Origin of the sequence: Enterobacter sp. WPR_3_1 (assembly GCF_003635055.1) — a bacterium.
GTDB classification, from domain to species: Bacteria; Pseudomonadota; Gammaproteobacteria; order Enterobacterales; family Enterobacteriaceae; genus Enterobacter; species Enterobacter ludwigii.
The window spans coordinates 422095-445093 of the sequence record NZ_RBXU01000009.1; the positions used below are offsets into that span (position 1 = coordinate 422095).

21 protein-coding genes and 1 riboswitch are annotated in these 22999 nt (G+C 56.5%); of the genes, 9 read left to right on the forward strand and 12 right to left on the reverse strand.

Translation table 11 applies throughout. The features are described from left to right. Nucleotides 1-81: 81 nt before the first annotated feature. The 5 genes from parE to nudF are packed head-to-tail and all read right to left on the reverse strand — an operon-like array spanning nt 82 to nt 4490. The gene (gene parE / locus BJ887_RS10345) at nt 82-1974 is read right to left on the reverse strand and encodes a DNA topoisomerase IV subunit B (protein WP_020883640.1); all 1893 of its coding nucleotides are present in this window, start codon (nt 1972-1974) and stop codon (nt 82-84) included. A 28-nt stretch (nt 1975-2002) separates the two neighbouring features. Further along, nucleotides 2003-2584 carry an esterase YqiA gene (gene yqiA / locus BJ887_RS10350; RefSeq protein ID WP_032680279.1) on the reverse strand — a complete coding sequence of 194 codons (582 nt, stop codon included), beginning with the start codon at nt 2582-2584 and terminating at the stop codon, nt 2003-2005. After that, nucleotides 2584-3411, reverse strand: a complete 828-nt coding sequence (gene cpdA / locus BJ887_RS10355) for a 3',5'-cyclic-AMP phosphodiesterase (RefSeq protein WP_014171641.1) — start codon at nt 3409-3411, stop codon at nt 2584-2586. Before cpdA ends, yqiA begins: the two co-directional genes overlap by 1 nt. A 27-nt stretch (nt 3412-3438) precedes the next feature. After that, entirely contained in the window at nt 3439-3861 is a 423-nt protein-coding gene (locus BJ887_RS10360) for a DUF1249 family protein (RefSeq protein ID WP_014833293.1), read from the reverse strand. Beyond that, nucleotides 3858-4490 (reverse strand): ADP-ribose diphosphatase, encoded by a 633-nt coding sequence (gene nudF / locus BJ887_RS10365; protein ID WP_014171643.1) that lies wholly within the window; start codon nt 4488-4490, stop codon nt 3858-3860. The genes BJ887_RS10360 and nudF overlap by 4 nt, the downstream gene beginning before the upstream one ends. A gap of 204 nt (nt 4491-4694) precedes the next feature. Here nudF and tolC point away from each other — a divergent pair, with 204 nt between their 5' ends. The 3 genes from tolC (at nt 4695) to BJ887_RS10385 (ending at nt 8192) form a co-directional block, all read left to right on the forward strand. Next, nucleotides 4695-6173, forward strand: a complete 1479-nt coding sequence (gene tolC / locus BJ887_RS10370; RefSeq protein ID WP_020883637.1) for an outer membrane channel protein TolC — start codon at nt 4695-4697, stop codon at nt 6171-6173. 190 nt (nt 6174-6363) lie between these two features. After that, complete coding sequence (locus tag BJ887_RS10380) at nt 6364-7029, forward strand: DUF1190 family protein (protein WP_014171645.1); 666 nt, start codon at nt 6364-6366, stop codon at nt 7027-7029. A 2-nt stretch (nt 7030-7031) separates the two neighbouring features. Next, on the forward strand, nt 7032-8192 hold the full coding sequence (locus tag BJ887_RS10385; RefSeq protein WP_014171646.1) for a glutathionylspermidine synthase family protein: 1161 nt from the start codon (nt 7032-7034) through the stop codon (nt 8190-8192). A 69-nt stretch (nt 8193-8261) separates the two neighbouring features. On the opposite strand, the gene ygiD is transcribed toward BJ887_RS10385, so the two are convergent. Then, nucleotides 8262-9050 (reverse strand): 4,5-DOPA dioxygenase extradiol, encoded by a 789-nt coding sequence (gene ygiD / locus BJ887_RS10390; protein WP_020883636.1) that lies wholly within the window; start codon nt 9048-9050, stop codon nt 8262-8264. Between the two features lie 196 nt (nt 9051-9246). Between ygiD and zupT the strand changes: the two genes are divergently transcribed. Next, nucleotides 9247-10020: a zinc transporter ZupT gene (gene zupT / locus BJ887_RS10395; RefSeq protein WP_014171648.1), complete on the forward strand. Its 774-nt coding sequence runs from the start codon at nt 9247-9249 to the stop codon at nt 10018-10020. Nucleotides 10021-10087: 67 nt separating this feature from the next. Here the strand turns inward: zupT and ribB are convergent, their stop codons facing one another. Continuing rightward, entirely contained in the window at nt 10088-10741 is a 654-nt protein-coding gene (ribB, locus tag BJ887_RS10400; RefSeq protein WP_014171649.1) for a 3,4-dihydroxy-2-butanone-4-phosphate synthase, read from the reverse strand. 105 nt (nt 10742-10846) lie between these two features. Next, nucleotides 10847-10997, reverse strand: a riboswitch (FMN riboswitch). Nucleotides 10998-11114: 117 nt separating this feature from the next. Between ribB and ubiK the strand changes: the two genes are divergently transcribed. After that, entirely contained in the window at nt 11115-11411 is a 297-nt protein-coding gene (gene ubiK / locus BJ887_RS10405) for a ubiquinone biosynthesis accessory factor UbiK (protein ID WP_020883634.1), read from the forward strand. Between the two features lie 96 nt (nt 11412-11507). On the opposite strand, the gene hldE is transcribed toward ubiK, so the two are convergent. The 3 genes from hldE to BJ887_RS10420 are packed head-to-tail and all read right to left on the reverse strand — an operon-like array spanning nt 11508 to nt 17156. Next, nucleotides 11508-12938 carry a bifunctional D-glycero-beta-D-manno-heptose-7-phosphate kinase/D-glycero-beta-D-manno-heptose 1-phosphate adenylyltransferase HldE gene (gene hldE / locus BJ887_RS10410; RefSeq protein ID WP_020883633.1) on the reverse strand — a complete coding sequence of 477 codons (1431 nt, stop codon included), beginning with the start codon at nt 12936-12938 and terminating at the stop codon, nt 11508-11510. 40 nt (nt 12939-12978) lie between these two features. Then, nucleotides 12979-15837: a bifunctional [glutamate--ammonia ligase]-adenylyl-L-tyrosine phosphorylase/[glutamate--ammonia-ligase] adenylyltransferase gene (gene glnE / locus BJ887_RS10415; protein WP_121339839.1), complete on the reverse strand. Its 2859-nt coding sequence runs from the start codon at nt 15835-15837 to the stop codon at nt 12979-12981. A 17-nt stretch (nt 15838-15854) separates the two neighbouring features. Then, nucleotides 15855-17156, reverse strand: coding sequence for an inorganic triphosphatase (locus tag BJ887_RS10420; RefSeq protein ID WP_047355862.1), 1302 nt, complete (start codon nt 17154-17156; stop codon nt 15855-15857). A gap of 229 nt (nt 17157-17385) precedes the next feature. On the opposite strand from BJ887_RS10420, the gene BJ887_RS10425 reads away from it, so the two are divergent. Next, entirely contained in the window at nt 17386-18006 is a 621-nt protein-coding gene (locus BJ887_RS10425; protein ID WP_025203004.1) for a TIGR04211 family SH3 domain-containing protein, read from the forward strand. Nucleotides 18007-18067: 61 nt separating this feature from the next. Further along, a complete protein-coding gene (locus BJ887_RS10430; RefSeq protein WP_032678983.1) occupies nt 18068-19309 on the forward strand; it encodes a multifunctional CCA addition/repair protein in 1242 nt (413 codons plus the stop codon). A gap of 10 nt (nt 19310-19319) precedes the next feature. On the opposite strand, the gene bacA is transcribed toward BJ887_RS10430, so the two are convergent. Together bacA and folB are read right to left on the reverse strand one after the other, a co-directional pair. Beyond that, on the reverse strand, nt 19320-20141 hold the full coding sequence (gene bacA / locus BJ887_RS10435) for an undecaprenyl-diphosphate phosphatase (RefSeq protein WP_014171656.1): 822 nt from the start codon (nt 20139-20141) through the stop codon (nt 19320-19322). A 106-nt stretch (nt 20142-20247) separates the two neighbouring features. Further along, nucleotides 20248-20616, reverse strand: a complete 369-nt coding sequence (gene folB, locus BJ887_RS10440) for a bifunctional dihydroneopterin aldolase/7,8-dihydroneopterin epimerase (RefSeq protein WP_020883629.1) — start codon at nt 20614-20616, stop codon at nt 20248-20250. Between the two features lie 107 nt (nt 20617-20723). On the opposite strand from folB, the gene plsY reads away from it, so the two are divergent. After that, nucleotides 20724-21338, forward strand: a complete 615-nt coding sequence (plsY, locus tag BJ887_RS10445; protein ID WP_020883628.1) for a glycerol-3-phosphate 1-O-acyltransferase PlsY — start codon at nt 20724-20726, stop codon at nt 21336-21338. 92 nt (nt 21339-21430) lie between these two features. Next, nucleotides 21431-22897, forward strand: a complete 1467-nt coding sequence (locus BJ887_RS10450; protein WP_121339840.1) for an MFS transporter — start codon at nt 21431-21433, stop codon at nt 22895-22897. The last annotated feature ends 102 nt before the right edge of the window (nt 22898-22999 follow it).

Here is a 22999-nt window from a genome sequence, read left to right on the forward strand (position 1 = left end):
TAAAAAAGCCCGGTGGCGCTAGCGCCTACCGGGCCTTCGTTCCATCCCCTCTCCCGGTGGGAGAGGAGTAAAGAGAGGGCATCAGGCCTCAATATCCGCCATATCGCCTTTTTCCTGCAGCCAGTTGCGTCGGTCTTCCGAACGCTTCTTGGCAAGCAGCATATCCATCATGGCGTTGGTTTGCTGTTCGTCTTCGTCGCTGATGGTCAATTGCACCAGGCGGCGGGTGTTTGGATCCAGCGTGGTTTCGCGCAACTGCATCGGGTTCATCTCGCCCAGCCCTTTAAAGCGCTGCACGTTCGGTTTGCCCTTCTTACGCTTGAGCTGTTCCAGTACGCCCGCTTTTTCCTCTTCCGTCAGCGCGTAGTAGACCTCTTTGCCGAGGTCGATACGGTAGAGCGGCGGCAGCGCCACGTGGACGTGACCGTTTTTCACCAGCGTCCTGAAGTGCTTCACAAACAGCGCGCACAGCAGCGTGGCGATGTGCAGACCATCGGAGTCCGCATCCGCGAGGATACAGATCTTACCGTAGCGCAGCTGGCTCAGATCGTCGCTGTCCGGATCGATGCCGATCGCAACGGAGATATCATGCACTTCCTGCGAGGCCAGCACTTCATCCGACGACACTTCCCAGGTGTTCAGGATCTTACCCTTGAGCGGCATGATCGCCTGATATTCACGATCGCGCGCCTGCTTGGCAGAGCCTCCTGCCGAGTCCCCTTCCACGAGGAACAGCTCGGTGCGGTTCAGATCCTGCGCGGTACAGTCCGCCAGCTTGCCCGGAAGTGCCGGGCCACTGGTCAGTTTTTTACGCACCACCTTCTTGGCAGCACGCAGACGACGCTGGGCGCTGGAAATGGCCATTTCTGCCAGCATCTCGGCGGCCTGCACGTTCTGGTTCAGCCACAGGGTGAAAGCATCTTTGACCACGCCGGAGACGAACGCCGCACACTGACGTGAGGACAAACGTTCTTTGGTCTGACCGGCGAACTGCGGATCCTGCATCTTCACCGACAGGACGTAGGCGCAGCGATCCCAGATATCTTCCGCCGACAGCTTCACGCCGCGGGGCAGAATGTTGCGGTATTCGCAGAACTCGCGCATTGCATCCAGCAACCCCTGACGCAGACCGTTGACGTGCGTACCGCCAAGCATGGTCGGGATCAGGTTGACGTAGCTTTCGGTCAGCAGCTCGCCGCCTTCCGGCAGCCACAACAGCGCCCAGTCCACCGCTTCCGTATCACCGGTGAAATTACCGACAAACGGTTTTTCCGGCAGGGTTGGCAGGCCGTTAACGGCTTCGCACAGATAGTCGTTCAGACCGTCTTCATAGCGCCAGGTCTGTTCGGTGTTGTTGACGTTATCTTTAAAGGTAATTTCCACGCCAGGGCACAGTACCGCTTTGGCTTTCAGCAGGTGCGTCAGGCGTGAAACAGAGAAACGAGGACTGTCAAAGAAGCTTTCGTCAGGCCAGAAGTGGACGCTGGTCCCGGTATTGCGCTTGCCGCACGTGCCGACGACCTGCAGATCCTGCACCTTCTCGCCGTTTTCAAAGGCGATGTTATACACCTGACCGTCGCGGCGGACATTGACTTCCACGCGTCTGGACAGGGCGTTAACCACGGAGATCCCCACGCCGTGCAAACCACCCGAGAACTGGTAGTTTTTGTTGGAGAACTTACCGCCCGCATGAAGACGACAGAGGATCAGCTCAACGGCTGGCACCCCCTCTTCCGGGTGGATATCCACCGGCATGCCGCGTCCGTCGTCGATGACTTCCAGCGACTGATCGGCATGGAGGATGACGTCAACGCGTTTGGCATGGCCAGCCAACGCTTCATCCACACTGTTATCAATAACTTCCTGGCCCAGATGGTTTGGGCGTGTCGTATCGGTGTACATCCCAGGGCGGCGGCGAACCGGCTCAAGCCCGGTGAGTACCTCAATGGCATCAGCGTTATAGGTTTGCGTCATGATTTAAACTAGCAGTTCGCATTGATTGTCAGTGGCTGTGCAGTCCAAGAAAATCGACAATCTGGGTGAAATGATTCTCAAAGCCCGTGAAAGCATGGTTTCCGCCTTCTTCTATAGTCTGGCGGCAGGATGCGTAATACGCCACTGCCTGGCGGTAATCCAGCACTTCATCACCCGTCTGTTGCAGCAACCAGATAAGATCGGGCGCTTCAAGCGGGTCTACCTGCATAACTTTGAGATCGTAAATATGGCGTGACTCTAGCACATATTGTTGGCCGGTGTAGGGGTTCTCGTTTTGCCCGAGAAAGTCCCGCAGCAGCTCAAATGGCCGAACCGCCGGGTTAACCACCACCGCAGGCAGCATAAAACATTGCGAGAGCCAGGTGGCGTAATATCCGCCCAGCGAAGAACCGACCACGCCGAACGATTCGCCGCCGTGTTCCATCACTACCGATTCCAGCATTTCTGCGGCTTCCGCCGGGTAAGGCGGCAGTTGAGGGACGATCATCTCAACGTGCGGGTGATGTTCGCTCAGCCACTGGCGAAACTGCGTCGCTTTCGCGGAGCGCGGCGAACTGTTGAATCCGTGCAGATAGAGGAGCGTAGACATCAATAGCCTTCTGAAGCGGTGTCCGGGCGGAATTTTGCGCCGGTTAAACGGCAGACTTCCGTGGTGAGCAGGCCATCGGGATGCAGTTCGAGCCAGCGCCAGCCCGGTGCGATGGTGTCCAGGGTAAAGTTTGCGCAATGCGGCTTGAACTGAACGCAGGTCGAGGGTGTGGCCAGCAGTCGGCGGCCATTCCAGTCGAGATCCTGTTCCTGATGAATATGTCCGCACAGGAGATTCTGCACCCGCGGGAATTTCGCCAGCACTCTGTCCAGCGCGGCAGAGTTGCGCAGGCTGTGTTGATCAAGCCAGCTACAGCCCGCCGGCAAAGGATGATGATGCAGCAACAGCAGCGTATGACGTTCAGGTTCGGCAGACAGTTTGGTCTCAAGCCAGTCGAGTTGAAAGTCGCTTAACTCACCGTGTGGGACGCCAAAGACCTGGCTGTCCAGCAGCAGGATCTGCCAGTGGTCACCCACAAAAACACATTTTGCCGGAGAGATCCCCGCATCCTGCAGCGAGCTGTACATGGCAGGCTGGAAATCGTGGTTTCCCGGTAGCCAGACGCAAGGCACGCTAAAACTCGCGATGCCTTCAGCGAAATGCTGGTAGGCCGCGGAGGATTGGTCCTGCGCCAGATCGCCCGTCGCGACAATCAGATCGCATGGGCGATTTTCAGCGTGAATGGCGCTAAGTACCGCCTGATAGCTCTCCCAGGTATTCACCCCAAGCAGAGTTTCATGCTTTTCGGCAAAAAGGTGGGTATCGGTGATTTGTAATATCCTGACTGGTGCCCCACCAGCAACAGTCAGGTTCAACAGGCTTTCCAAATGGTGTCCTTAGGTAGGTTTATGACGCTAACAAACCGGAATCGCCATTGCTCCATGTGCTAAACAATATCTTAGCCAGTCGGCTAAAAACTGGTTAATTTGATGCTTTTCGTCGCGTTGATGCAACTTTTTATTCGGATAATCATACCGCGCTTTGAAGCGAAAGATCTGCTGGCTTGAACACACTTCAGCGACCATCGCGTCATGGTAAAGGCGCACCGTCATCGACGGCAGGCTCCAGTAGCTAATGCTGGGCGCCGTTTGTTCAATTTCGACAAGCGTAGTGTAGCGCGTTGATTCTGTTATCGTTAATCGATACTGCGCGTTGCTCACCTGATAGCTCACCGTTTCGCCGGGTGCGTCGTTTTTCGGCAGCAGGCGGCGCAATTGTGCGAAATTGGTTTCGCACAGGCGCATCATTTCTGGGAAGTCAGGTGTATAACGCTTCATTTTTTCCACTCGTTTCGTAAAGTCTGATAATGCAGTTGCAGCCATTGCAGAGCGATGACAGACGCTGCGTTGTCGATTTTCCCCTCTTCTACCCACTGATAAGCCTGCTCCCGACTCACCACATGAACCCGAATATCTTCGTTTTCATCTGCCAGACCGTGGATCCCTTCCGCCGTCGTGGCGTCCACTTCGCCCACCATAATGGACAAGCGCTCGCTGGTGCCGCCTGGGCTTGCCAGATAGCTCAGCACCGGTTTTGTCCGGCCAACCACCAGCCCCGCCTCTTCCAGCGCCTCGCGGCGGGCAACATCTTCGACCGATTCGCCCTCTTCAATCATGCCGGCCACCATCTCCAGCAGCCAGGGGCTGGCGCTGACGTCATACGCGGCAATGCGGATCTGCTCCACCAGCACGACTTCATCACGCACTGGGTCAAAGGGTAGCAAGACTGCCGCATGCCCGCGCTCAAAAATTTCGCGTCTGATTTCACCGCTCATTTCGCCGTTAAACAGGCGATGCCTGAAACGGTAAAGTTCCATTGAAAAAAAACCGCTATAAAGCGTTTCTCGTGCAATAATTTCTACATCGTTTTTCGCGAATGTCACGGGCAAGTTTTCTGGTTTTTGCATGAGTCGAGTCCTGGTAGCAATGGTGATGAAATTATGAATTTCAAGGCTGTTTGGCTGCCGTTTGTAAGGCTATATGGTAGATTGGTGCAAATTACCGCCAGATGGCACGTAACGCCAACCTTTTGGTATGGAAGATTCTGTTAGAATCGGCAATTATTTTTTAATTAGATCAGCGCTAATACTGCTTCACAACAAGGAATGCAAATGAAGAAATTGCTCCCCATCCTTATCGGCCTGAGCCTGACGGGCTTCAGTGCAATGAGCCAGGCGGAAAACCTGTTACAGGTCTACCAGCAGGCACGTCTGGGCAACCCTGATTTACGTAAATCAGCGGCCGATCGTGATGCTGCGTTTGAAAAGATTAACGAAGCGCGTAGCCCATTGCTGCCACAGTTAGGTTTAGGTGCAGATTATACCTACAGCAACGGTTTCCGCGACGCCAATGGCGTTAACTCCAATGCTACCAGCGCCTCACTGCAATTAACACAGACGCTGTTTGATATGTCCAAATGGCGTGCCCTGACCCTGCAGGAAAAGAGCGCGGGCATCCAGGATGTGACGTATCAGACCGATCAGCAGACGCTGATCCTGAACACCGCCACCGCATACTTCAACGTGCTGAGCGCAATTGACTCGCTCTCCTACACCGAAGCGCAGAAACAGGCGATTTACCGCCAGTTAGATCAAACCACCCAGCGTTTCAACGTGGGTCTGGTGGCAATCACTGACGTTCAGAACGCCCGTTCACAATACGATAGCGTCCTGGCCAACGAAGTGACCGCACGTAACAACCTCGATAACGCGCTGGAATCCCTGCGTCAGGTTACCGGGAATTACTACCCTGAGCTGGCGTCGCTGAACGTCGACAGCTTCAAAACGGATAAACCGCAGGCCGTTAACGCCCTGCTGAAAGAAGCGGAAAACCGCAACCTGACGTTACTGCAGGCGCGTCTGAGCCAGGATTTGGCCCGCGAGCAAATCCGTCAGGCACAGGACGGCCACCTGCCGACCCTGAGCCTGAGCGCGTCTACCGGCGTGTCTGATACCACTTACAGTGGTTCTAAAACGAACACCTCCCAGTACGACGACAGCAACATGGGTCAGAACAAAGTGGGTCTGAACTTCTCGCTGCCACTGTACCAGGGCGGCCAGGTGACCTCTCAGGTGAAACAGGCGCAGTACAACTTTGTTGGCGCGAGCGAACAGCTGGAAAGTGCCCACCGCAACGTGGTACAGACCGTTCGTTCGTCCTTCAACAACGTGAATGCCTCTATCAGCAGCATCAACGCCTATAAACAGGCCGTAGTGTCTGCGCAGAGCTCTCTTGATGCCATGGAAGCGGGTTACTCCGTGGGTACGCGTACCATCGTTGACGTCCTGGACGCAACGACCACGCTGTACAACGCGAAACAGCAGCTCTCCAGCGCACGTTATCAGTACCTGATCAACCAGCTGAACATCAAACAGGCGCTGGGTACGTTGAACGAGCAGGATCTGCAGATGCTAAACAGCACCCTGGGTAAACCTGTCTCTACTTCTCCGGAAAATGTTGCGCCAGAGAACCCTGAGCAGGTTGCCGCCGTTGATAACTTCAACGGTAACGGTGCTGCACCTGCCGCGCAGCCAGCTGCCGCACGTACGACTGCCCCCGCCAGCAGCGGTAACAATCCGTTCCGCAATTAAGCATGTCATCGGGCCCATTGCGGCCTGATGCCTTCGCCATACCCCTCTCCTTTCGGGAGAGGGCGTACGTAAATCACACCTGAACGTAAGCCAACGTAAAGATCCCCCTCATTCCGGCCATCATCGCTTCATTTTCAACCACTCATCCTCTATCCTGAGCGTTATTACCACTGGGTCCAGGAAGACAACGATGAAACGGACAAAATCTATCAATCACGCTTCGTTCCGCAAAAGCTGGAACGCGCGTCATCTCACCCCTGTTGCGCTGGCCGTCACGGCAGTCTTTATGCTGGCAGGCTGTGAGAAAAGCGATGAAACAGTTTCGCTTTATCAAAACGCGGACGACTGTTCTGCTGCAACCGGCAACGCCGCAGAGTGTAAAACGGCATATACCAACGCCCTGAAAGAGGCGGAACGTACTGCGCCGAAATATGCTTCACGTGAAGACTGCGTGGCAGAGTTCGGTGAAGGTCAGTGCCAGCAGGCACCGGCTCAGGCAGGCACGGCCCCTGAAAACCAGGCACAGGCCCAGTCCAGCGGCAGTTTCTGGATGCCGCTGATGGCAGGTTACATGATGGGCCGCCTGATGAGTGGTGGTGCGGGTTACCAGCAGCAGCCGCTGTTTAGCTCGAAAAACCCGGCCAGCCCGGCTTATGGTCAATATACCGATGCCAGCGGCAAAGGCTATGGCGCAGCCACCCCTGGCCGCTCCGTAACCGTACCGAAAACGGCGATGGCTCCGAAGCCCGCGACCACCAGCACCATTACCCGTGGCGGGTTCGGTGAGTCTGTGGCGAAACAGACCAGCATGCAGCGTAGCGCGTCAGGCACGTCCACTCGCTCAATGGGCGGCTGATCATGGAACGAGTCAGTATCACCGAGCGCCCGGACTGGCGCGAAAAAGCGACCGAATACGGTTTTAACTTCCACACCATGTACGGCGAGCCGTACTGGTGTGAAGACGCTTACTACAAGCTCACGCTTGCCCAGGTGGAGAAACTGGAAGAGGTGACCGCCGAGCTGCACCAGATGTGCCTGAAGGTGGTGGATAAAGTCATCGACAGCGACGCGCTGATGGCGAAGTTCCGCATTCCGAAGCACACCTGGAGTTTCGTCCGCCAGTCGTGGAAAACCCACCAGCCTTCGCTTTACTCACGTCTGGATCTGGCGTGGGACGGCGTGGGCGATCCTAAGCTTCTGGAAAACAATGCTGATACGCCAACCTCGCTGTACGAAGCGGCGTTCTTCCAGTGGATCTGGCTGGAAGACCAGGCCAATGCCGGCAACCTGCCGCAAGGCAGCGACCAGTTCAACAGCCTGCAGGAAAAGCTGATTGAGCGTTTCGCTGAACTGCGCGAACAGCATGGTTTTAATCTGCTGCACCTTGCCTGCTGCCGCGACACGGAAGAAGACCGTGGCACGGTGCAATATCTGCAGGACTGCGCGGCTGAAGCTGAAGTGGCGACCGAGTTTCTCTATATCGAAGATATCGGCCTGGGTGAGAAAGGTCAGTTTACTGACCTGCAGGATCAGGTGATAAGCAACCTGTTCAAGCTCTACCCGTGGGAATACATGCTGCGTGAAATGTTCTCCACCAAGCTGGAAGACGCCGGCGTGCGCTGGCTGGAGCCGGCATGGAAGAGCATTATCTCCAACAAAGCCCTGCTGCCGATGCTCTGGGAGATGTTCCCGAACCATCCGAACCTGCTGCCGGCTTACTTTGCAGAAGACGATCACCCGCCGATGGAGAAATACGTCGTTAAACCGATCTTCTCCCGCGAAGGGGCGAACGTGTCGATTATTGAAAATGGCAAAACGCTGGAAGCCGTTGAAGGGCCTTACGGCGAGGAAGGAATGATCGTCCAGGCGTTTTATCAACTGCCGAAGTTTGGTGACAGCTATACCCTGATTGGCAGCTGGCTCATCAACGATCAGCCAGCCGGGATTGGCATCCGCGAAGATCGCGCGCTGATCACGCAGGATCTGTCACGGTTCTATCCGCACATTTTCGTCGAGTGATCGGGTGTGCCGGGGTGCGAGCGGAAGCCCTCACCCCGGCCCTTTCTCTTTGGGAAAGGCATGCATACGTTATCCAATCTGCACCGACAACATACTTAAGCTTCCCATCTCAATGCCATCGACCGGTATGCTGATCGGCTCCTGACCATCCCACGCGCCCAGTACATACAGCAACGGCAGGAAGTGTTCCGGCGTCGGGTTAGAGAGTGAACCGCCTTCGTGATCCAGATAGTTCACCAGCGGATGCTCCTCAACCGGCCCTTGCCAGGTCAGATTTGCTTTCACGTAATCGTTAAAAGATGTCGCCCACGGGTATGGCGTGTTCTCACCGTGCCAGCGCGCTGTCCGCAGGTTGTGTACCACGTTGCCGCTTGCAATCAGCATGATGCCCTCGTCGCGTAAGGTCGCCAGTTTTCGCCCCATCTCCAGGTGCCAGGCCGCCGGTTTAGTGCTGTCGATACTCAACTGCACCATTGGGATGTCCGCCTCGGGATACATCTTTATCAGTACGCCCCACGAGCCATGGTCAAAGCCCCAGGCTTCGTTATCCAGCGCCACAGGTACAGGCGCGAGTAATTCCACCAGCTGTCGGGCCAGCGCTGGCGAGCCGGGTGCCGGATAGTGCGTGTCGTACAACGCCTGCGGGAAGCCGCCGAAATCATGAATGGTTTTTGGCGTTTCCATTGCAGTCACGCCCGTGCCCCGGGTAAACCAGTGCGCAGACACCACCACAATCGCTTTCGGACGCGGTAGCGTCTCGCCCAGATGACGCCATACTCGGGTATAGACGTTGTCTTCCAGAACGTTCATTGGGCTACCGTGGCCTAAAAACAGTGCTGGCATACGGGAAGAAGTCATGGTGATATCCTTACAGAAGGTGTCAATTTAATGGTTCTACATTACGCGCAATCTCGCCCGGATGAACGCTGATAAGCGTGAAGATCATCATCAGGAAATTTGAATGTAAGGAATGTGTAAAGCAGGGTTTCGCCTCTCGCTTTGACCGAAATGAACCATTAATATTAATGATAATCATTATCATAAGGAGCAATGCATGTCAGTCCCCTTGATCCTGACTATACTGGCGGGCGCCGCAACGTTCATCGGTGCCATTCTCGGTGTGCTTGGTCAAAAGCCGTCTAACCGCGTGCTGGCCTTCTCATTGGGCTTTGCTGCCGGGATCATGCTGCTCATCTCTCTGATGGAGATGCTCCCTGCCGCACTGGGCACCGAAGGCATGTCTCCGGTGCTGGGGTATGGCATGTTTGTATTCGGCCTGCTTGGCTACTTTGCCCTCGACCGCATGCTGCCGCACGCGCATCCGCAGGATTTAATGCAAAAAAGCGTGACCCCGATGCCGCGCAATATTAAGCGCACGGCCATTCTGTTAACGCTCGGCATAAGCCTGCACAACTTCCCGGAAGGCGTGGCAACCTATGTCACCGCCAGCAGCAATCTGGAGATGGGCTTTGGTATCGCCCTGGCGGTAGCTTTGCACAATATTCCTGAAGGACTGGCAGTGGCCGGGCCGGTTTATGCCGCCACGGGCTCGAAACGGACCGCGGTCTTCTGGGCGGGGATCTCGGGGATGGCCGAAATTCTCGGCGGCGTGCTGGCGTGGTTGATTCTGGGCAGCCTGGTCTCGCCTGTGGTGATGGCCGCTATCATGGCCGCCGTGGCCGGGATAATGGTGGCGCTCTCCGTGGATGAGCTGATGCCGCTGGCGAAAGAGATCGATCCGAATAATAACCCGAGCTATGGCGTGCTGTGCGGCATGTCGGTGATGGGCTTGAGCCTGGTGCTGCTGCAAACAGCAGGGATCGGCTAAGACAATCGCGCATTAACGTCTCACAACAAAAAAGCCGGGTTTCCCCGGCTTTTTCACATCAGCCCTTTCAGCTGGCTTTGCGCGCGTGCGCCTGGCGATACTCCACCAGATCTTCAATCGTCACCACGGGCATATTATGCAGACGGGCAAAGGTGATGCACTCCGGCGCACGTGCCATGGTGCCATCGTCGTTGGTGAGTTCACACAGTACGCCCGCAGGTTTAAAGCCTGCCAGGGTCACGAGGTCAATGGTCGCTTCGGTGTGACCGCCACGGGTCAATACACCGCCGGCCTGCGCACGCAACGGGAAGACGTGGCCTGGACGATGCAGGTCTGATGGCTTCGCATCATCGGCAATCGCGGCACGTACGGTGGTCAGACGGTCAGCCGCTGACACGCCGGTGGTGACGCCATGTGCCGCTTCGATGGTCACGGTAAAACCGGTTCCAAAGGCGCTGGTGTTGTTTTCAACCATCATGGGCAGGTCGAGCTGCTTACGACGGTCTTCGTTGATACACAGGCACACGATGCCGCTACCGTGACGGATGGTCAGCGCCATCTGCTCAACGGTCATGTTTTCGGCGGCGAAAATCATGTCGCCTTCATTTTCACGGTTTTCATCGTCAAGCACCATCACGCCGCGGCCTTCGCGCAGTGCATCCAGTGCATGTTCAACACGTTCAATAGAAGTGCCAAAAGAGGAAAGTAGCGTCTGATTCATGGTAAAAAAACCTCATTAACATTATGGTTACCAGAATCAGGGCAGTCTTAGGAGCGCCGTATAAGCGGCAAAAAGATAACGTGAGCGGGCCAGGCCCGACTTGATCGTTACTCTCTCCCATCCGGACTCTAACCGTCGGCCCCGGAATTACACCGGATCTGCTGTCCTTTGAGTGGTGACCCAAAGCGCTCGCGGGCTTTCAGCGTTACGCTGATTTACCGCCGGTGGGGAATTTCGCCCCGCCCTGAGAATAAGCGAGATAACTATAACGCGATTGATTACCCTGGGCAATGCGCAGACATAAAATCTCCTTTATCCTGGGGCATGACGCGCTACAATGTTCATTAACACCGTCTTATCAAGGGAAGCCACAATGATTGACCCGAAGAAAATTGAGCAAATTGCGCGTCAGGTTCATGAGTCTATGCCAAAAGGCATTCGTGAGTTTGGAGATGACGTAGAGAAGAAAATCCGCCAGACGCTGCAGGCGCAGTTGGTTCGCCTTGATTTAGTCAGCCGCGAAGAGTTTGACGTGCAGACGCAGGTTCTGCTGCGTACCCGCGAGAAGCTGGCCCTGCTGGAGCAGCGTCTGAACGAGCTGGAAAACCGCAATACGCCAGCGGAAGTAAAACCGGCACCGGCCATTCCACCGGTTGATGAAGCAGAATAACAGCCGCGTATAACGGGTTGTTTGCGAAGATACCCCCCTCCTGCAAAGAGAGGGTGAAAAAAACGGGCCAGATGGCCCGTTTTTTATTGGCTGACTTTATTTGCTGTCTTTCTGGATCTTCTTGATGATGTTGGTGGTTGAGCACCCGTCCTCAAAGTTGAGCACCATCACTTCACCACCATTAGCCCAGACCTCTTCGCTGCCTGCGATTTGATCCGGTTTGTAATCGCCGCCTTTCACCAGCAGATCCGGCAAAATACCGGCAATCAGGCGCTGCGGGGTATCTTCTTCAAACGACACCACCCAGTCCACCGCTTCCAGCGCACCCAGCACGATCATGCGCTGCTCCAGCGGGTTCACCGGACGCGTTTCACCTTTAAGACGTTTCGTCGACGCATCGCTGTTCACCGCCACAATCAGACGGTCGCCCAGCTTACGCGCATTGGCCAGATAAGAGACATGACCGGCATGCAGGATGTCGAACACGCCGTTGGTCATCACCACTTTTTCACCGCGTTTACGGGCGGCGGCAACGGCCACTTTCAGCTCATCTTCGCTCATCACGCCAAAACCGGTATCGGCACGACCACGCACCGCGTTTTCCAGTTCGATCGGCGAAACGGTGGAAGTCCCCAGCTTGCCGACGACCACACCTGCCGCAGCATTAGCGAAGTAGCACGCTTCTTCCAGAGAGTTCCCTGCCGCCAGCGTCGCCGCCAGAACGCCAATGACCGTGTCGCCGGCACCGGTCACGTCATACACTTCCTGCGCCTGGGTCGGCATATGCAGCGGCGCTTTGCCAGGCTGCAGCAGCGTCATCCCCTGCTCGGAGCGGGTCACCAGCAGTGCGGAGAGTTCGAAGTCAGCAATGATCTTCATGCCGCGCTCAACGAGCTCTTCTTCCGTCTTACATTTGCCCGCCACCGCTTCAAACTCAGAGAGGTTTGGCGTCAGCAGCGTTGCGCCGCGATAGCGCTCAAAGTCAGTACCTTTCGGGTCGATCAGCACGGGCACATTGGCTTTACGCGCGAGCTGAATCATCTGCTGTACGCTTGCCAGCGCACCTTTGGCGTAGTCGGACAGCACCAGCGCGCCGATAGTGCTCAGCGCCTGGTTAATGCGCTCGTGCAGCGGCTCAGGATCAACGCCCTCAAAGCCTTCCTCGAAGTCGAGGCGGATCAGCTGCTGGTTACGCGACAGAACGCGCAGTTTGGTGATCGTCGGGTGTGTCGGAACCGAAACGAAGTCGCACTTCACGTTCACGTCCGCCAGCGACTTGCTCAGCGCACGCGCCGCATCGTCAATGCCGGTTAAGCCAACCAGACGCGACTGCGCGCCCAAAGAGGCAATGTTCATCGCCACGTTTGCCGCGCCGCCAGGACGCTCTTCAATGGTGTCGACCTTAACTACCGGTACCGGTGCTTCCGGAGAGATGCGGCTGGTCGGCCCGTACCAGTAGCGATCCAGCATGACATCCCCGACAACCATAACTCCAGCACGTTCAAACTCTGGCAGTGTTACTTTCATTCCTGACTCCAGAAAGATTCACAATTTGCGCGCGATAATATCACACTTGTTTTGTTACGCACGGTTCCACCAGCCACTTCTGCCAGCTGGCGGTGACCTGTGCGCGTTCAGTTGCGAAACAGTCCAGCGCGACGTGGCCAGGCTGCTCCTGTAAGGCCAGGTGGTGCAGCTCGTCGCGCAGCGTGGTGTAGGCGCGCGTTAAGGCCTGCGCCTCCTGCTCATCCATAATGTCGTTTTGCGCCAGCAGTTCCAGAATACGCACATTATCAGACCAGCGGGTCAGCTTCGGTTTAGCGTGCGCATGGCGTAGCACCAGATATTGCGTAATAAATTCAATATCGGTAATGCCGCCCTCATCCGCTTTAATATCAAAGCGATCGCGATGCTTATTGCCCAGGTGCGCGCGCATTTTCTCGCGCATCTCACGCACGTCGGTCTGCAGCGTGCTGCCGTCACGCGGGGTTGTCATAATCTCCCGACGAATGGCATCAAACTGCGTTTTCAGCGACGGATCGCCGTACACCACGCGGGCTCGCACCAGCGCCTGATGTTCCCACGTCCAGGCTTCATTCTTCTGGTACTCAGCGAAGGACTCCGTTGAGGTCACCAGCATGCCGGCCGCGCCGGAAGGACGCAGACGCGCATCCACTTCATATAAAATGCCGGATGATGTGCGGGTGCTGAACAGATGCATAATGCGCTGGGCCAGACGCAGGTAGAACTGACGCCCGTCGATTTCACGCTCGCCGTCGGTCATGACGTCTGCCGGGCAGTCATGCAGGAAGATTAAATCGAGATCCGAGCTGTACCCCAGTTCCCATCCGCCGAGCTTACCGTAACCCACAACGGCAAAACCGCGGCCTTCGCGATCAGCAAGGTGTTTCGGCTGGCCGTAGCGCGCCACCATCTGAATCCATGCCTGATGCACCACCGCATCAATGATCGCTTCTGCAAGCCAGGTTAAGTGATCGCTCACTTTCATCACTGGCAGCGTTCCGGCGATATCTGCCGCCGCCACGCGCAGCATTTGCGCCTGCTTAAACTGACGCAGCGCCTCCAGCTGTTGCTCTTCGTCCTCTTCCGGTACGCGCAGCAGATACTGACGCAGCTCGTCACGGTAGGCGTCCGTTGCCGTCGGCTGGTAGAGCGTATTGGGATCGAGCAGCTCATCCAGCAGCAGCGGATACCGCGCCAGCTTGTTGGCCACCATCGGCGAAGCGGCGCAAAGCGTAATCAGATGCTTGAGCGCGCCCGGGAACTCGCTCAGCAACTCAAGATAGGTCGTACGGGTGATGATCCCGCTCAGCAGCGGCATCATGCGCGACAGCGGGACCGGCGCATCCGCACGCGAGCAGACGTTGCTCAGCAGGTGCGGCATCAGATGATCCAGCACCTGACGACCGCGCGGACCAATGGCCCGTTTATTCAGTTCGAGACGGAAATCAGCAATTAACGCCACCACACGATGGCGATCGTCGTCGCTCAGGTGCGCCAGCACCGGCGTGGTGTCATCTTCCTGCAGCGCGTCCTGCCACAATTCGCGCCAGTGTTCAGAGAGCGTATCGTCCTGCGATTCACTTTCATCGTCACCAATCAGCGCGTTAAAGACACGGCGCACGCCGGCCATATGCGCATCCAGTTGCCCGGTCAACGTTGACCAGTCGTCGACGTGCATCCCCCAGGCCAGCCGCGCCCGGTTCAGGTCATCGCCTGGCAAAGTCTGGGTCTGCTCGTCATTGATGCTTTGCAGCAGGTTTTCCAGGCGGCGCAGGAACAGATAGGCCTTGCGCAGGATCTGCGCGTCGCCTTCCGGCAGCAGATGCAGTTGCTCTATGGCTGACAGCGTCGGCAGCAGCGAACGGGATTGCAGTGAAGGCTCACGTCCGCCGCGGATCAGCTGGAAGACCTGAACGATAAATTCGATTTCGCGAATGCCGCCCGCGCCGAGCTTGATGTTGTCCTTCAGACCCCGGCGACGCACTTCACGGGCGATCATTCCTTTCATGTTGCGCAGCGACTGAATAACGCTGAAGTCGATATAGCGACGGAACACGAACGGGCGCAGCATGGCGCGCAACTCGTTGGCGTAGGCATCGTCGCTGTCTCCCATGATCCGCGCTTTGACCATCGCGTAACGCTCCCAGTCGCGCCCCTGCTCCTGGTAATAATCTTCCAGTGCCGCAAAGCTCAGCACCAGCGGACCGCTGTCGCCAAACGGGCGCAGGCGCATATCCACGCGATAGACAAAACCATCCTGGGTAGGTTGATCCAGCGCTTTAATCAGACGTTGCCCGAGACGGGTAAAGAACTGCGCATTGTCCAGTTCACGGCGGCCCCCGCGTGTGGAGCCGTTCTCCGGCCAGGCAAAAATCAGGTCGATATCCGAGGAGAAATTCAGTTCACAGCCCCCAAGCTTGCCCATGCCCAGAATCAAGAGTGGCTGAGGAACCCCATCCTCATTGCACGGCGTGCCCCACTCTTTACAACAGGCGGCATAGAGCCAGTCCCGTGCGGCAACAATCAGTGTCTGTGCCAGCTCGCTCAGCTGCTGCAGAGTACTTTCTTCGCTGACCAGTTCCAGCGCCTGAGCCCAGGCAATACGCACCATCACCCGGCGGCGGAACTGGCGCAGGACGCGCATCAATGTCGCTTCATCCGCGACCTCTTCAAGTGCGGTTTGCAACCAGCCCGCATAATGCCGCCACTCGTCTGCCTGCGGCGGGGTGCTCTCAAGCGCCTCCAGCCAGTCCGGGTAAGCGGTGATACTTTCCTGCACAAAATCACTGAAGGTGAGCACGCTCCTGGCCTGCTCGCTTAACGATGACGCCGGTAATGACTCAGGCAGACGTTCGCAAACGGTCTGCCACTGCTGCTGTAACTGCGAAGAAAGCGGCATTATAGGGTTCCTTGCCAGAGTTAACGTTTTCCGCTGTGCAGCCAGAACGGCTCCTGCGAAATGGCTTCATTGCGGAAATGCTCAATCTCAATGTGCTGACGGGTTTCGATAGCATGTTTCAGCCCCTGCCAGTTCTCCAGCCAGGCCTGCGCTTTAGGGCCGTCATAGGCACCCGACAGCAGCAGCATGCTGTCGATATTGCGCGACAGGCGGATCAGCTGATCGCCATACTGGTCTCCCAGCGGATACGCAAAGGTGGTTTTAAGCTCCGCCGCGTGGCGTGAAAGATGGATATCCGCGAAACGTTTGAAGTTATCTTCAATTTTGGCCTGCGCTTTTGCATCCAGGAAGGCATGCCAGCTACGCGTCACCAGAAATTCGGTCAGCGCCAGCCTGGCGGCGGCGTTTTGCGGGCTGTAGAGCGCCGTTTGTGCGGATACGTCAGAGAGCAGCAGCGCTTCGGTCTGGGTCAGCAGGTCACGTAAGTGAGCGCTCGCTTTACGAGGTACGATGCCGCCGAACAGCGCCAGGGTATGACGCACAAGGCTCATCGCCGCTAACACGTGCGCTTTTGCGTTTTTCACATTACGCACCCACAGCTCTTCATGATATAGCCACTGTGAGAGCGCCAGCTCCAGTGCCGCCTCCATGCCCTGCTCAACGCTGGCTTTCGGTGGCACGTGCAAAATAGTCGTCTCTTTCAGCAGGCGCGGCGCATTCCCGGCGGCCAGATGATACCCCCGCGCCGCTTTGCTCAGGCTGCCCTGACGCAGGCCCGGCTGACTTACCAGCTTACGCGCCAGCTTCAGTACGTCCTGGACTTCACCTTCCAGCAGTTCGAGCTCCAGCTCGCAAATCGGCTCCTGAAGCTCACCCGCTTTTACCTCACCCTGATCGAGGGCGATTTCAATGCGGCTTTTCCCTTCCGTTACCAGCCATTTTTCACGCCAGAAATCGGTGCTAAACAGCGGTTTCACCTCAGCGGATAAGGTTTCTGGCAGCACGCCGTCCGGCCAGACTTCTGCCGGGAAACGATCCAGCTCAAGTTCTGGCTGATTGATGTCGATATTGTATTCCGGGCGCTGATGCAAACCGCCGACCACGCGGCCAGCGATTTTCATCGTCATCTCGTAGCGCCCGTTCGCGCCACGGATGCGCAGTCCCATATCATGGCGGCGCAGCCAGTTGTCTGGCGTTTCGTAATAGATATTAAGCAGTTGTACCGGTTCATGGTGTTCGCCGGAAAGGGTCTGCAGATGCTGACGGAGTGCGTCAACGCTGTCTTTTTCGACGATAAATTTTAATTCGATTTCTTGAGCCATAGCCTTGTACTTTTGCAGGCGTCACAGACGCGTCAATGAGGGCGAACTTCCTCGCCATTTGTTTGTCAGTACATAGTATTTTGCGCCAAATTGCCACGCAATGAGCAATTTGACGGGCGTAAATGTTTAGGGTCGTGACACAGATGATTCTGATTGCTGACGAATGCTTTGCGTAGAGACACTGTTGCCACTACTATCGTTCCACTATTTATGAAAATAACGACTAATGATGCTTAAATTACGCCTGATTGGACTTACTTTCCTCGCTTTTAGCGCCGCAACCGCCGTGCACGCTGAAGAGAAGCGTTACGTTTCTGACGAACTGAACACCTGGGTACGCAGTGGCCCTGGAGATAATTATCGCCTCGTGGGTACGGTCAATGCCGGCGAGGAAGTGACGCTGTTACAGACCAACGCGGAGACCAATTATGGTCAGGTTCGCGACAGTACCGGCCGCACGTCCTGGATCCCACTGAAAGAGCTGAGCGCGGTGCCAAGCCTGCGCACCCGCGTGCCGGATCTGGAAAATCAGGTGAAAACGCTGACCGACAAGCTGAACAATATCGACGGTACCTGGAACCAGCGCACCGCGGAAATGCAGCAGAAGGTGGCCCAGAGCGACAGCGTGATTAACGGTCTGAAAGACGAGAATCAGAAACTGAAAAACGAGCTGATTGTCGCGCAGAAGAAGGTGAACGCCGCCAATCTGCAACTTGATGACAAACAACGTACCATCATCATGCAGTGGTTTATGTACGGTGGCGGTGTGCTGGGTGTTGGCCTGGTGCTGGGTCTGGTGCTTCCTCACCTGATCCCAAGCCGTAAGCGTAAAGACCGCTGGATGAACTAATTCGTCTTCTCTGCCAGACTTACGTATTATCTTGCGAAAAGAGAAAACGGGAGTACAGGGCGTGAAGAGTTATCTGGTCGGTGGTGCGGTACGTGATGCGTTGTTAGGTCTGCCGGTCAAAGATAAAGACTGGGTGGTGGTGGGAGCCACACCTGAAGAGATGCTTAACGCGGGCTACCAGCAGGTAGGCCGCGATTTTCCCGTGTTTCTGCACCCGCAAAGCCGTGAGGAGTACGCCCTGGCGCGTACCGAACGGAAATCCGGTTCGGGTTATACCGGCTTCACCTGCTATGCCGCACCGGACGTCACGCTGGAGCAAGATCTCCTGCGTCGCGATCTCACCATCAACGCCCTGGCGCAGGACGAAGACGGCCAGATCATTGACGCGTATGGCGGTCAGGACGATCTGCGTAATCGACTGCTGCGTCACGTCTCCCCGGCGTTTTCTGAAGATCCGCTCCGCGTGCTGCGCGTGGCGCGCTTTGCGGCGCGTTACGCGCATCTGAGCTTCCGCATTGCCGATGAGACCCTGGCACTGATGACCGCCATGACCGAGGCGGGCGAACTGGCCCACCTCACGCCAGAGCGCGTCTGGAAAGAGACGGAAAACGCCCTTACTACCCGCAACCCGCAGGTCTTTTTCCAGGTGCTGCGTGACTGTGGCGCACTGAAAGTGCTGTTCCCGGAAATTGACGCGCTGTTCGGCGTGCCCGCCCCGGCGAAATGGCACCCGGAAATCGATACCGGCGTGCATACCCTGATGACCCTGAGTATGGCTGCCATGCTCAGCCCCGAGGTGGATGTGCGTTTTTCAACGCTGTGCCACGATCTCGGCAAAGGATTAACGCCAAAAGCCATGTGGCCGCGCCACCATGGCCACGGTCCTGCCGGGGTGAAGCTGGTCGAAGGGCTTTGCCAGCGCCTGCGGGTACCCAACGAGATCCGCGATCTCGCCAGACTGGTGGCGGAATTTCACGACCTGATCCACACCTTCCCGATCCTCAAACCGGCCACCATCGTTAAGCTGTTTGATAACATCGACGCATGGCGCAAACCCCAGCGCGTCGAGCAGATCGCGTTGACCAGCGAAGCCGACGTACGTGGCCGCACCGGTTTTGAAGCCTGCGATTATCCGCAGGGGCGGCTGTTACGCGCAGCGTGGGACGTGGCAAAAGCGGTACCGACTAAAGCGGTTGTCGAGGCGGGCTTCAAGGGACCGGAAATCCGGGAAGAGCTGACGAAACGTCGAATTCAGGCGGTGACGGACTGGAAGGAAAAGCATTGCCCTCAGCCTAAAGACTGAGGGCCGTCGGTCAGAAGAAGACCACGTAAACCGCAGCCGCCACGATAAAGCGATAGATCGCGAACGGAATAAACGAGATACGCTTAATCAACTGCAGGAAGGTTTTGATGGCGATCAGCGCCACGATAAAGGCAGTGACAAAGCCCACGGCGAACATCGGAATGTCACCCGTGGTGAGGAAGCCAATGCTTTTATAGACGTCGAGTGCGGTCGCGCCCATCATCATCGGCACCGCCAGCAGGAACGAGAACTCCGACGCAGCATAACGGCTAACGCCCATCAGCATCCCGCCAGAGATGGTCGCGCCTGAGCGTGAAAAGCCCGGCCACAGCGCCAGACACTGGAAACAACCGATGATAAACGCCTGACGGTAGGTCATGTCATCCAGACCTTCCGCGCGTGGCGTTTTCGGCTTCAGCAGTTCTGCCGCGATCAGCAGGAAACCGCCGACGACCAGCGCATACATGACGTTAATCGGGTTAAATAGCGATTTAATGGTGTCGTGGAAAACTAGGCCCAGAACCACTGCCGGAACCATGCCAAGCAGAATATGGATAAGCGTCAGGCGACCTTTGCTTTCACCCTCGCGCTGAGGAAGACGGCCAAAGTGGATACCGATAAGCCCGAACAGACGACGCCAGAACATCACAACGACCGCCAGAATAGACCCCAACTGAATGACAACTTCAAACGTCTTTGCGGTATCGCCTTCAAAGCCCAGCAGATGGCCAACGATAATCATATGGCCCGTACTGGAAACCGGCAAAAACTCCGTCAATCCTTCGACCACACCCAGTATTGCCGCCACCAGCAGCGAGTGCATATCGCTCATCTATAAACCCCTAAAAAGATATAAAAAAACGGTGTCCCACGCGGACAACCGTGAAAGATACAGCTTTAAGACCGGTATAACCTAAAATGGTTTAGCTATTATGACGTTAAATCTTCCCTTTCAGATTTGTGCCACGCTCAATGATCACGCCGACGTTAGCGGCACGCGCCACGGCGCCCGGTTTGCTCAACTTGATGCGTACCCACGGTGCGTTGAACTTGCTCAGCAGCAGCTCGGCCACCTCTTCTGCCACACGCTCCACCAGCGCAAAACGTTGCCCTTCGACGTGGCCCACGACCGTTTCACTGATATCGGCGTAGCTCAGACAGTCATTCACGTCGTCGCTTTTTGCTGACTTGCGGTTATCCCAGCCCATTTCGATATCGAACACGAGTTTCTGCTCAATGGTCTGTTCCCAGTCGTAAACACCAATAGTGGTGATTACCGAAAGTTGCTCTATAAATACAATATCCATCACGACCTGCCTGCTTTTTGGCTAAACCGGATACCACTTCCGGCGAATTATGCGTATTATCCACAGATGCTGAGAATACAGATACATTTTCAAAACGGAACAGCGTTATGAGTGCAATCGCGCCTGGAATGATCCTCCTCGCCTACCTTTGCGGCTCAATCTCCAGCGCCATTCTGGTCTGCCGCATTGCCGGGTTACCTGACCCGCGCGAAAGTGGTTCCGGGAATCCGGGGGCGACCAATGTACTACGAATTGGCGGCAAGGGAGCAGCCGTAGCGGTATTGATTTTTGATGTTCTGAAAGGAATGTTACCCGTCTGGGGAGCGTATGCGCTGGGCGTAACGCCGTTCTGGCTGGGGCTCATTGCTATCGCCGCCTGTGTCGGCCATATCTGGCCTGTATTCTTTGGTTTTAAAGGCGGTAAAGGCGTCGCCACCGCCTTTGGTGCTATTGCCCCAATCGGCTGGGACTTAACCGGCGTGATGGCCGGCACCTGGCTACTGACCATTCTTCTGAGCGGTTACTCATCACTGGGCGCCATCGTCAGCGCGCTGATCGCGCCATTCTATGTCTGGTGGTTCAAACCGCAGTTCACCTTCCCGGTGTCGATGCTCTCCTGCCTCATCCTGCTGCGCCATCACGATAATATTCAGCGCCTGTGGCGTCGCCAGGAGACCAAAATCTGGTCGAAGCTCAAGAGAAAGAAAAAAGACGCCCCGTAAGGGGTTAGTTATGCCTTATAACCAAATGTGATTTTGGTCACCCTCTGCCTGTGGTAACTGTTAATGACACAACACAACCACACAAAAAGAAAATGGCAGACATTACAGACACAACTCCCCTTTCAACGGCAGGACATTCGCCTGATGGCGACATCAAGTGGGTACGTAACGCCTCTGACGTTTCACGTCTGGTCAACGACGGTTCTCAGGGTCGGGCCAACGCCCGCATCGTAGTCGGTATCGCGCTGGGCGGTATTTTCCTCGATGCGTACGACCTTGGTGCGCTGGCGTTCGGCATCAAAGACATCACCCGCGAATTTAATCTCACCCCCGCCGGTACCGGCATGGTGGCCTCGGCCATTACCTTTGGCGCGATTGTCGGGGCGCTGCTGGGTGGCTACCTCACGGACAAGATCGGACGCTACCGCGTCTTTATGGCCGACATGCTGTTCTTCGTGGTAGCGGCCATCGCCTGTGCACTGGCACCCAACGAATATGCGCTGGCGGGCGCACGCTTTGTGATGGGCCTCGGCGTGGGGATCGATCTGCCGGTGGCGATGGCGTTTCTTAGCGAGTTCGCCAGGCTCAAAGGCCCCGGAAACAAGGCCTCCAGCGTGGCAATGTGGTGCCCAACCTGGTATGCCGCAATCAGCATCTCTTACCTGTTGGTGTTATTCTTCTACGCCGTACTGCCAGAAAGTCACAGCGACTGGCTGTGGCGCTTAATCCTGGGATTTGGCGCGGTGCCTGCGCTGGTGATTATCGCCATTCGTAGCCGCTACATGAGCGAGTCCCCGGTCTGGGCGGCGAATCAGGGCAACCTGAAAGAGGCGGCCGCTATCTTGCGGCAATCGTATAACATCAACGCCCACGTGCCGCAGGATGCGCTTAACCAACCGGCACCGGTGGTCAACAAGGCGAAGTGGGCAAACTATCTGCACCTGTTCCGTGGCGTCTATTTGCGACGTACCACGCTCGCTACCCTGCTCTCGGTGGTGTCGTCTTTCGCCTATAACGCCGTCGCATTTGGTCTGCCGGTCATTATCTCCAGCTTCTTTGTGCAGTCGATGCTGACCACTATTCTGATCTCGCTGGTGCTAAACCTGCTGTTTGCCTTCGTCGGCGGATTGCTGGCGGTGCGCTATGTTCCGCGCTTCGGCGCGTGGCGGATGTCACTGGCGGGCTACGCCTGTCAGCTTGTTGCTCTGCTGGGGCTGGCGCTGACTGGTCGTCCGGAAGGCGTATCGGAAGGCGTTATCGCCGTCGCGATGCTGGCGCTGTTCCTGTTCGGTCAGGGATTTGGGCCCGGTGCCCATACCATGACGTTTGCGTCCCTGAGCTATCCCACCTCTCTGCGCGGCGTGGGCGTGGGCCTTAACCAGACGCTGATGCGCAGCAGTTCTACGCTCTCGCTGTTTCTGTTCCCGCTGCTGGTGGCCTCTCTTGATACCGCCGTGTTCTGGGTGATCGCTCTGGCACCGTTTATCGGGCTGGCTTCGCTGCTGGCGATCCGCTGGGAACCGTCCGGCTATGATGTGGATGCAGAGGATTATCGATAACCTTCTCAACCGGCTCCTTGAGCCGGTTTTTTTATCCATAAGCGACTCATATGACAGCCTTCATTTCTGCCAGGGCATACTGAAACGTCTCCCGATGATGAG

Bases quoted from the DNA above. Each gene is read 5' to 3' on its own strand.
- parE (WP_020883640.1), bottom strand. From the start codon at position 1,974: ATGACGCAAACCTATAACGCTGATGCCATTGAGGTACTCACCGGGCTT.
- yqiA (WP_032680279.1), bottom strand. From the start codon at position 2,584: ATGTCTACGCTCCTCTATCTGCACGGATTCAACAGTTCGCCGCGCTCC.
- BJ887_RS10360 (WP_014833293.1), bottom strand. From the start codon at position 3,861: ATGAAGCGTTATACACCTGACTTCCCAGAAATGATGCGCCTGTGCGAA.
- nudF (WP_014171643.1), bottom strand. From the start codon at position 4,490: ATGCAAAAACCAGAAAACTTGCCCGTGACATTCGCGAAAAACGATGTA.
- tolC (WP_020883637.1), top strand. From the start codon at position 4,695: ATGAAGAAATTGCTCCCCATCCTTATCGGCCTGAGCCTGACGGGCTTC.
- BJ887_RS10380 (WP_014171645.1), top strand. From the start codon at position 6,364: ATGAAACGGACAAAATCTATCAATCACGCTTCGTTCCGCAAAAGCTGG.
- BJ887_RS10385 (WP_014171646.1), top strand. From the start codon at position 7,032: ATGGAACGAGTCAGTATCACCGAGCGCCCGGACTGGCGCGAAAAAGCG.
- ygiD (WP_020883636.1), bottom strand. From the start codon at position 9,050: ATGACTTCTTCCCGTATGCCAGCACTGTTTTTAGGCCACGGTAGCCCA.
- zupT (WP_014171648.1), top strand. From the start codon at position 9,247: ATGTCAGTCCCCTTGATCCTGACTATACTGGCGGGCGCCGCAACGTTC.
- ribB (WP_014171649.1), bottom strand. From the start codon at position 10,741: ATGAATCAGACGCTACTTTCCTCTTTTGGCACTTCTATTGAACGTGTT.
- ubiK (WP_020883634.1), top strand. From the start codon at position 11,115: ATGATTGACCCGAAGAAAATTGAGCAAATTGCGCGTCAGGTTCATGAG.
- hldE (WP_020883633.1), bottom strand. From the start codon at position 12,938: ATGAAAGTAACACTGCCAGAGTTTGAACGTGCTGGAGTTATGGTTGTC.
- BJ887_RS10420 (WP_047355862.1), bottom strand. From the start codon at position 17,156: ATGGCTCAAGAAATCGAATTAAAATTTATCGTCGAAAAAGACAGCGTT.
- BJ887_RS10425 (WP_025203004.1), top strand. From the start codon at position 17,386: ATGCTTAAATTACGCCTGATTGGACTTACTTTCCTCGCTTTTAGCGCC.
- bacA (WP_014171656.1), bottom strand. From the start codon at position 20,141: ATGAGCGATATGCACTCGCTGCTGGTGGCGGCAATACTGGGTGTGGTC.
- folB (WP_020883629.1), bottom strand. From the start codon at position 20,616: ATGGATATTGTATTTATAGAGCAACTTTCGGTAATCACCACTATTGGT.
- plsY (WP_020883628.1), top strand. From the start codon at position 20,724: ATGAGTGCAATCGCGCCTGGAATGATCCTCCTCGCCTACCTTTGCGGC.
- BJ887_RS10450 (WP_121339840.1), top strand. From the start codon at position 21,431: ATGGCAGACATTACAGACACAACTCCCCTTTCAACGGCAGGACATTCG.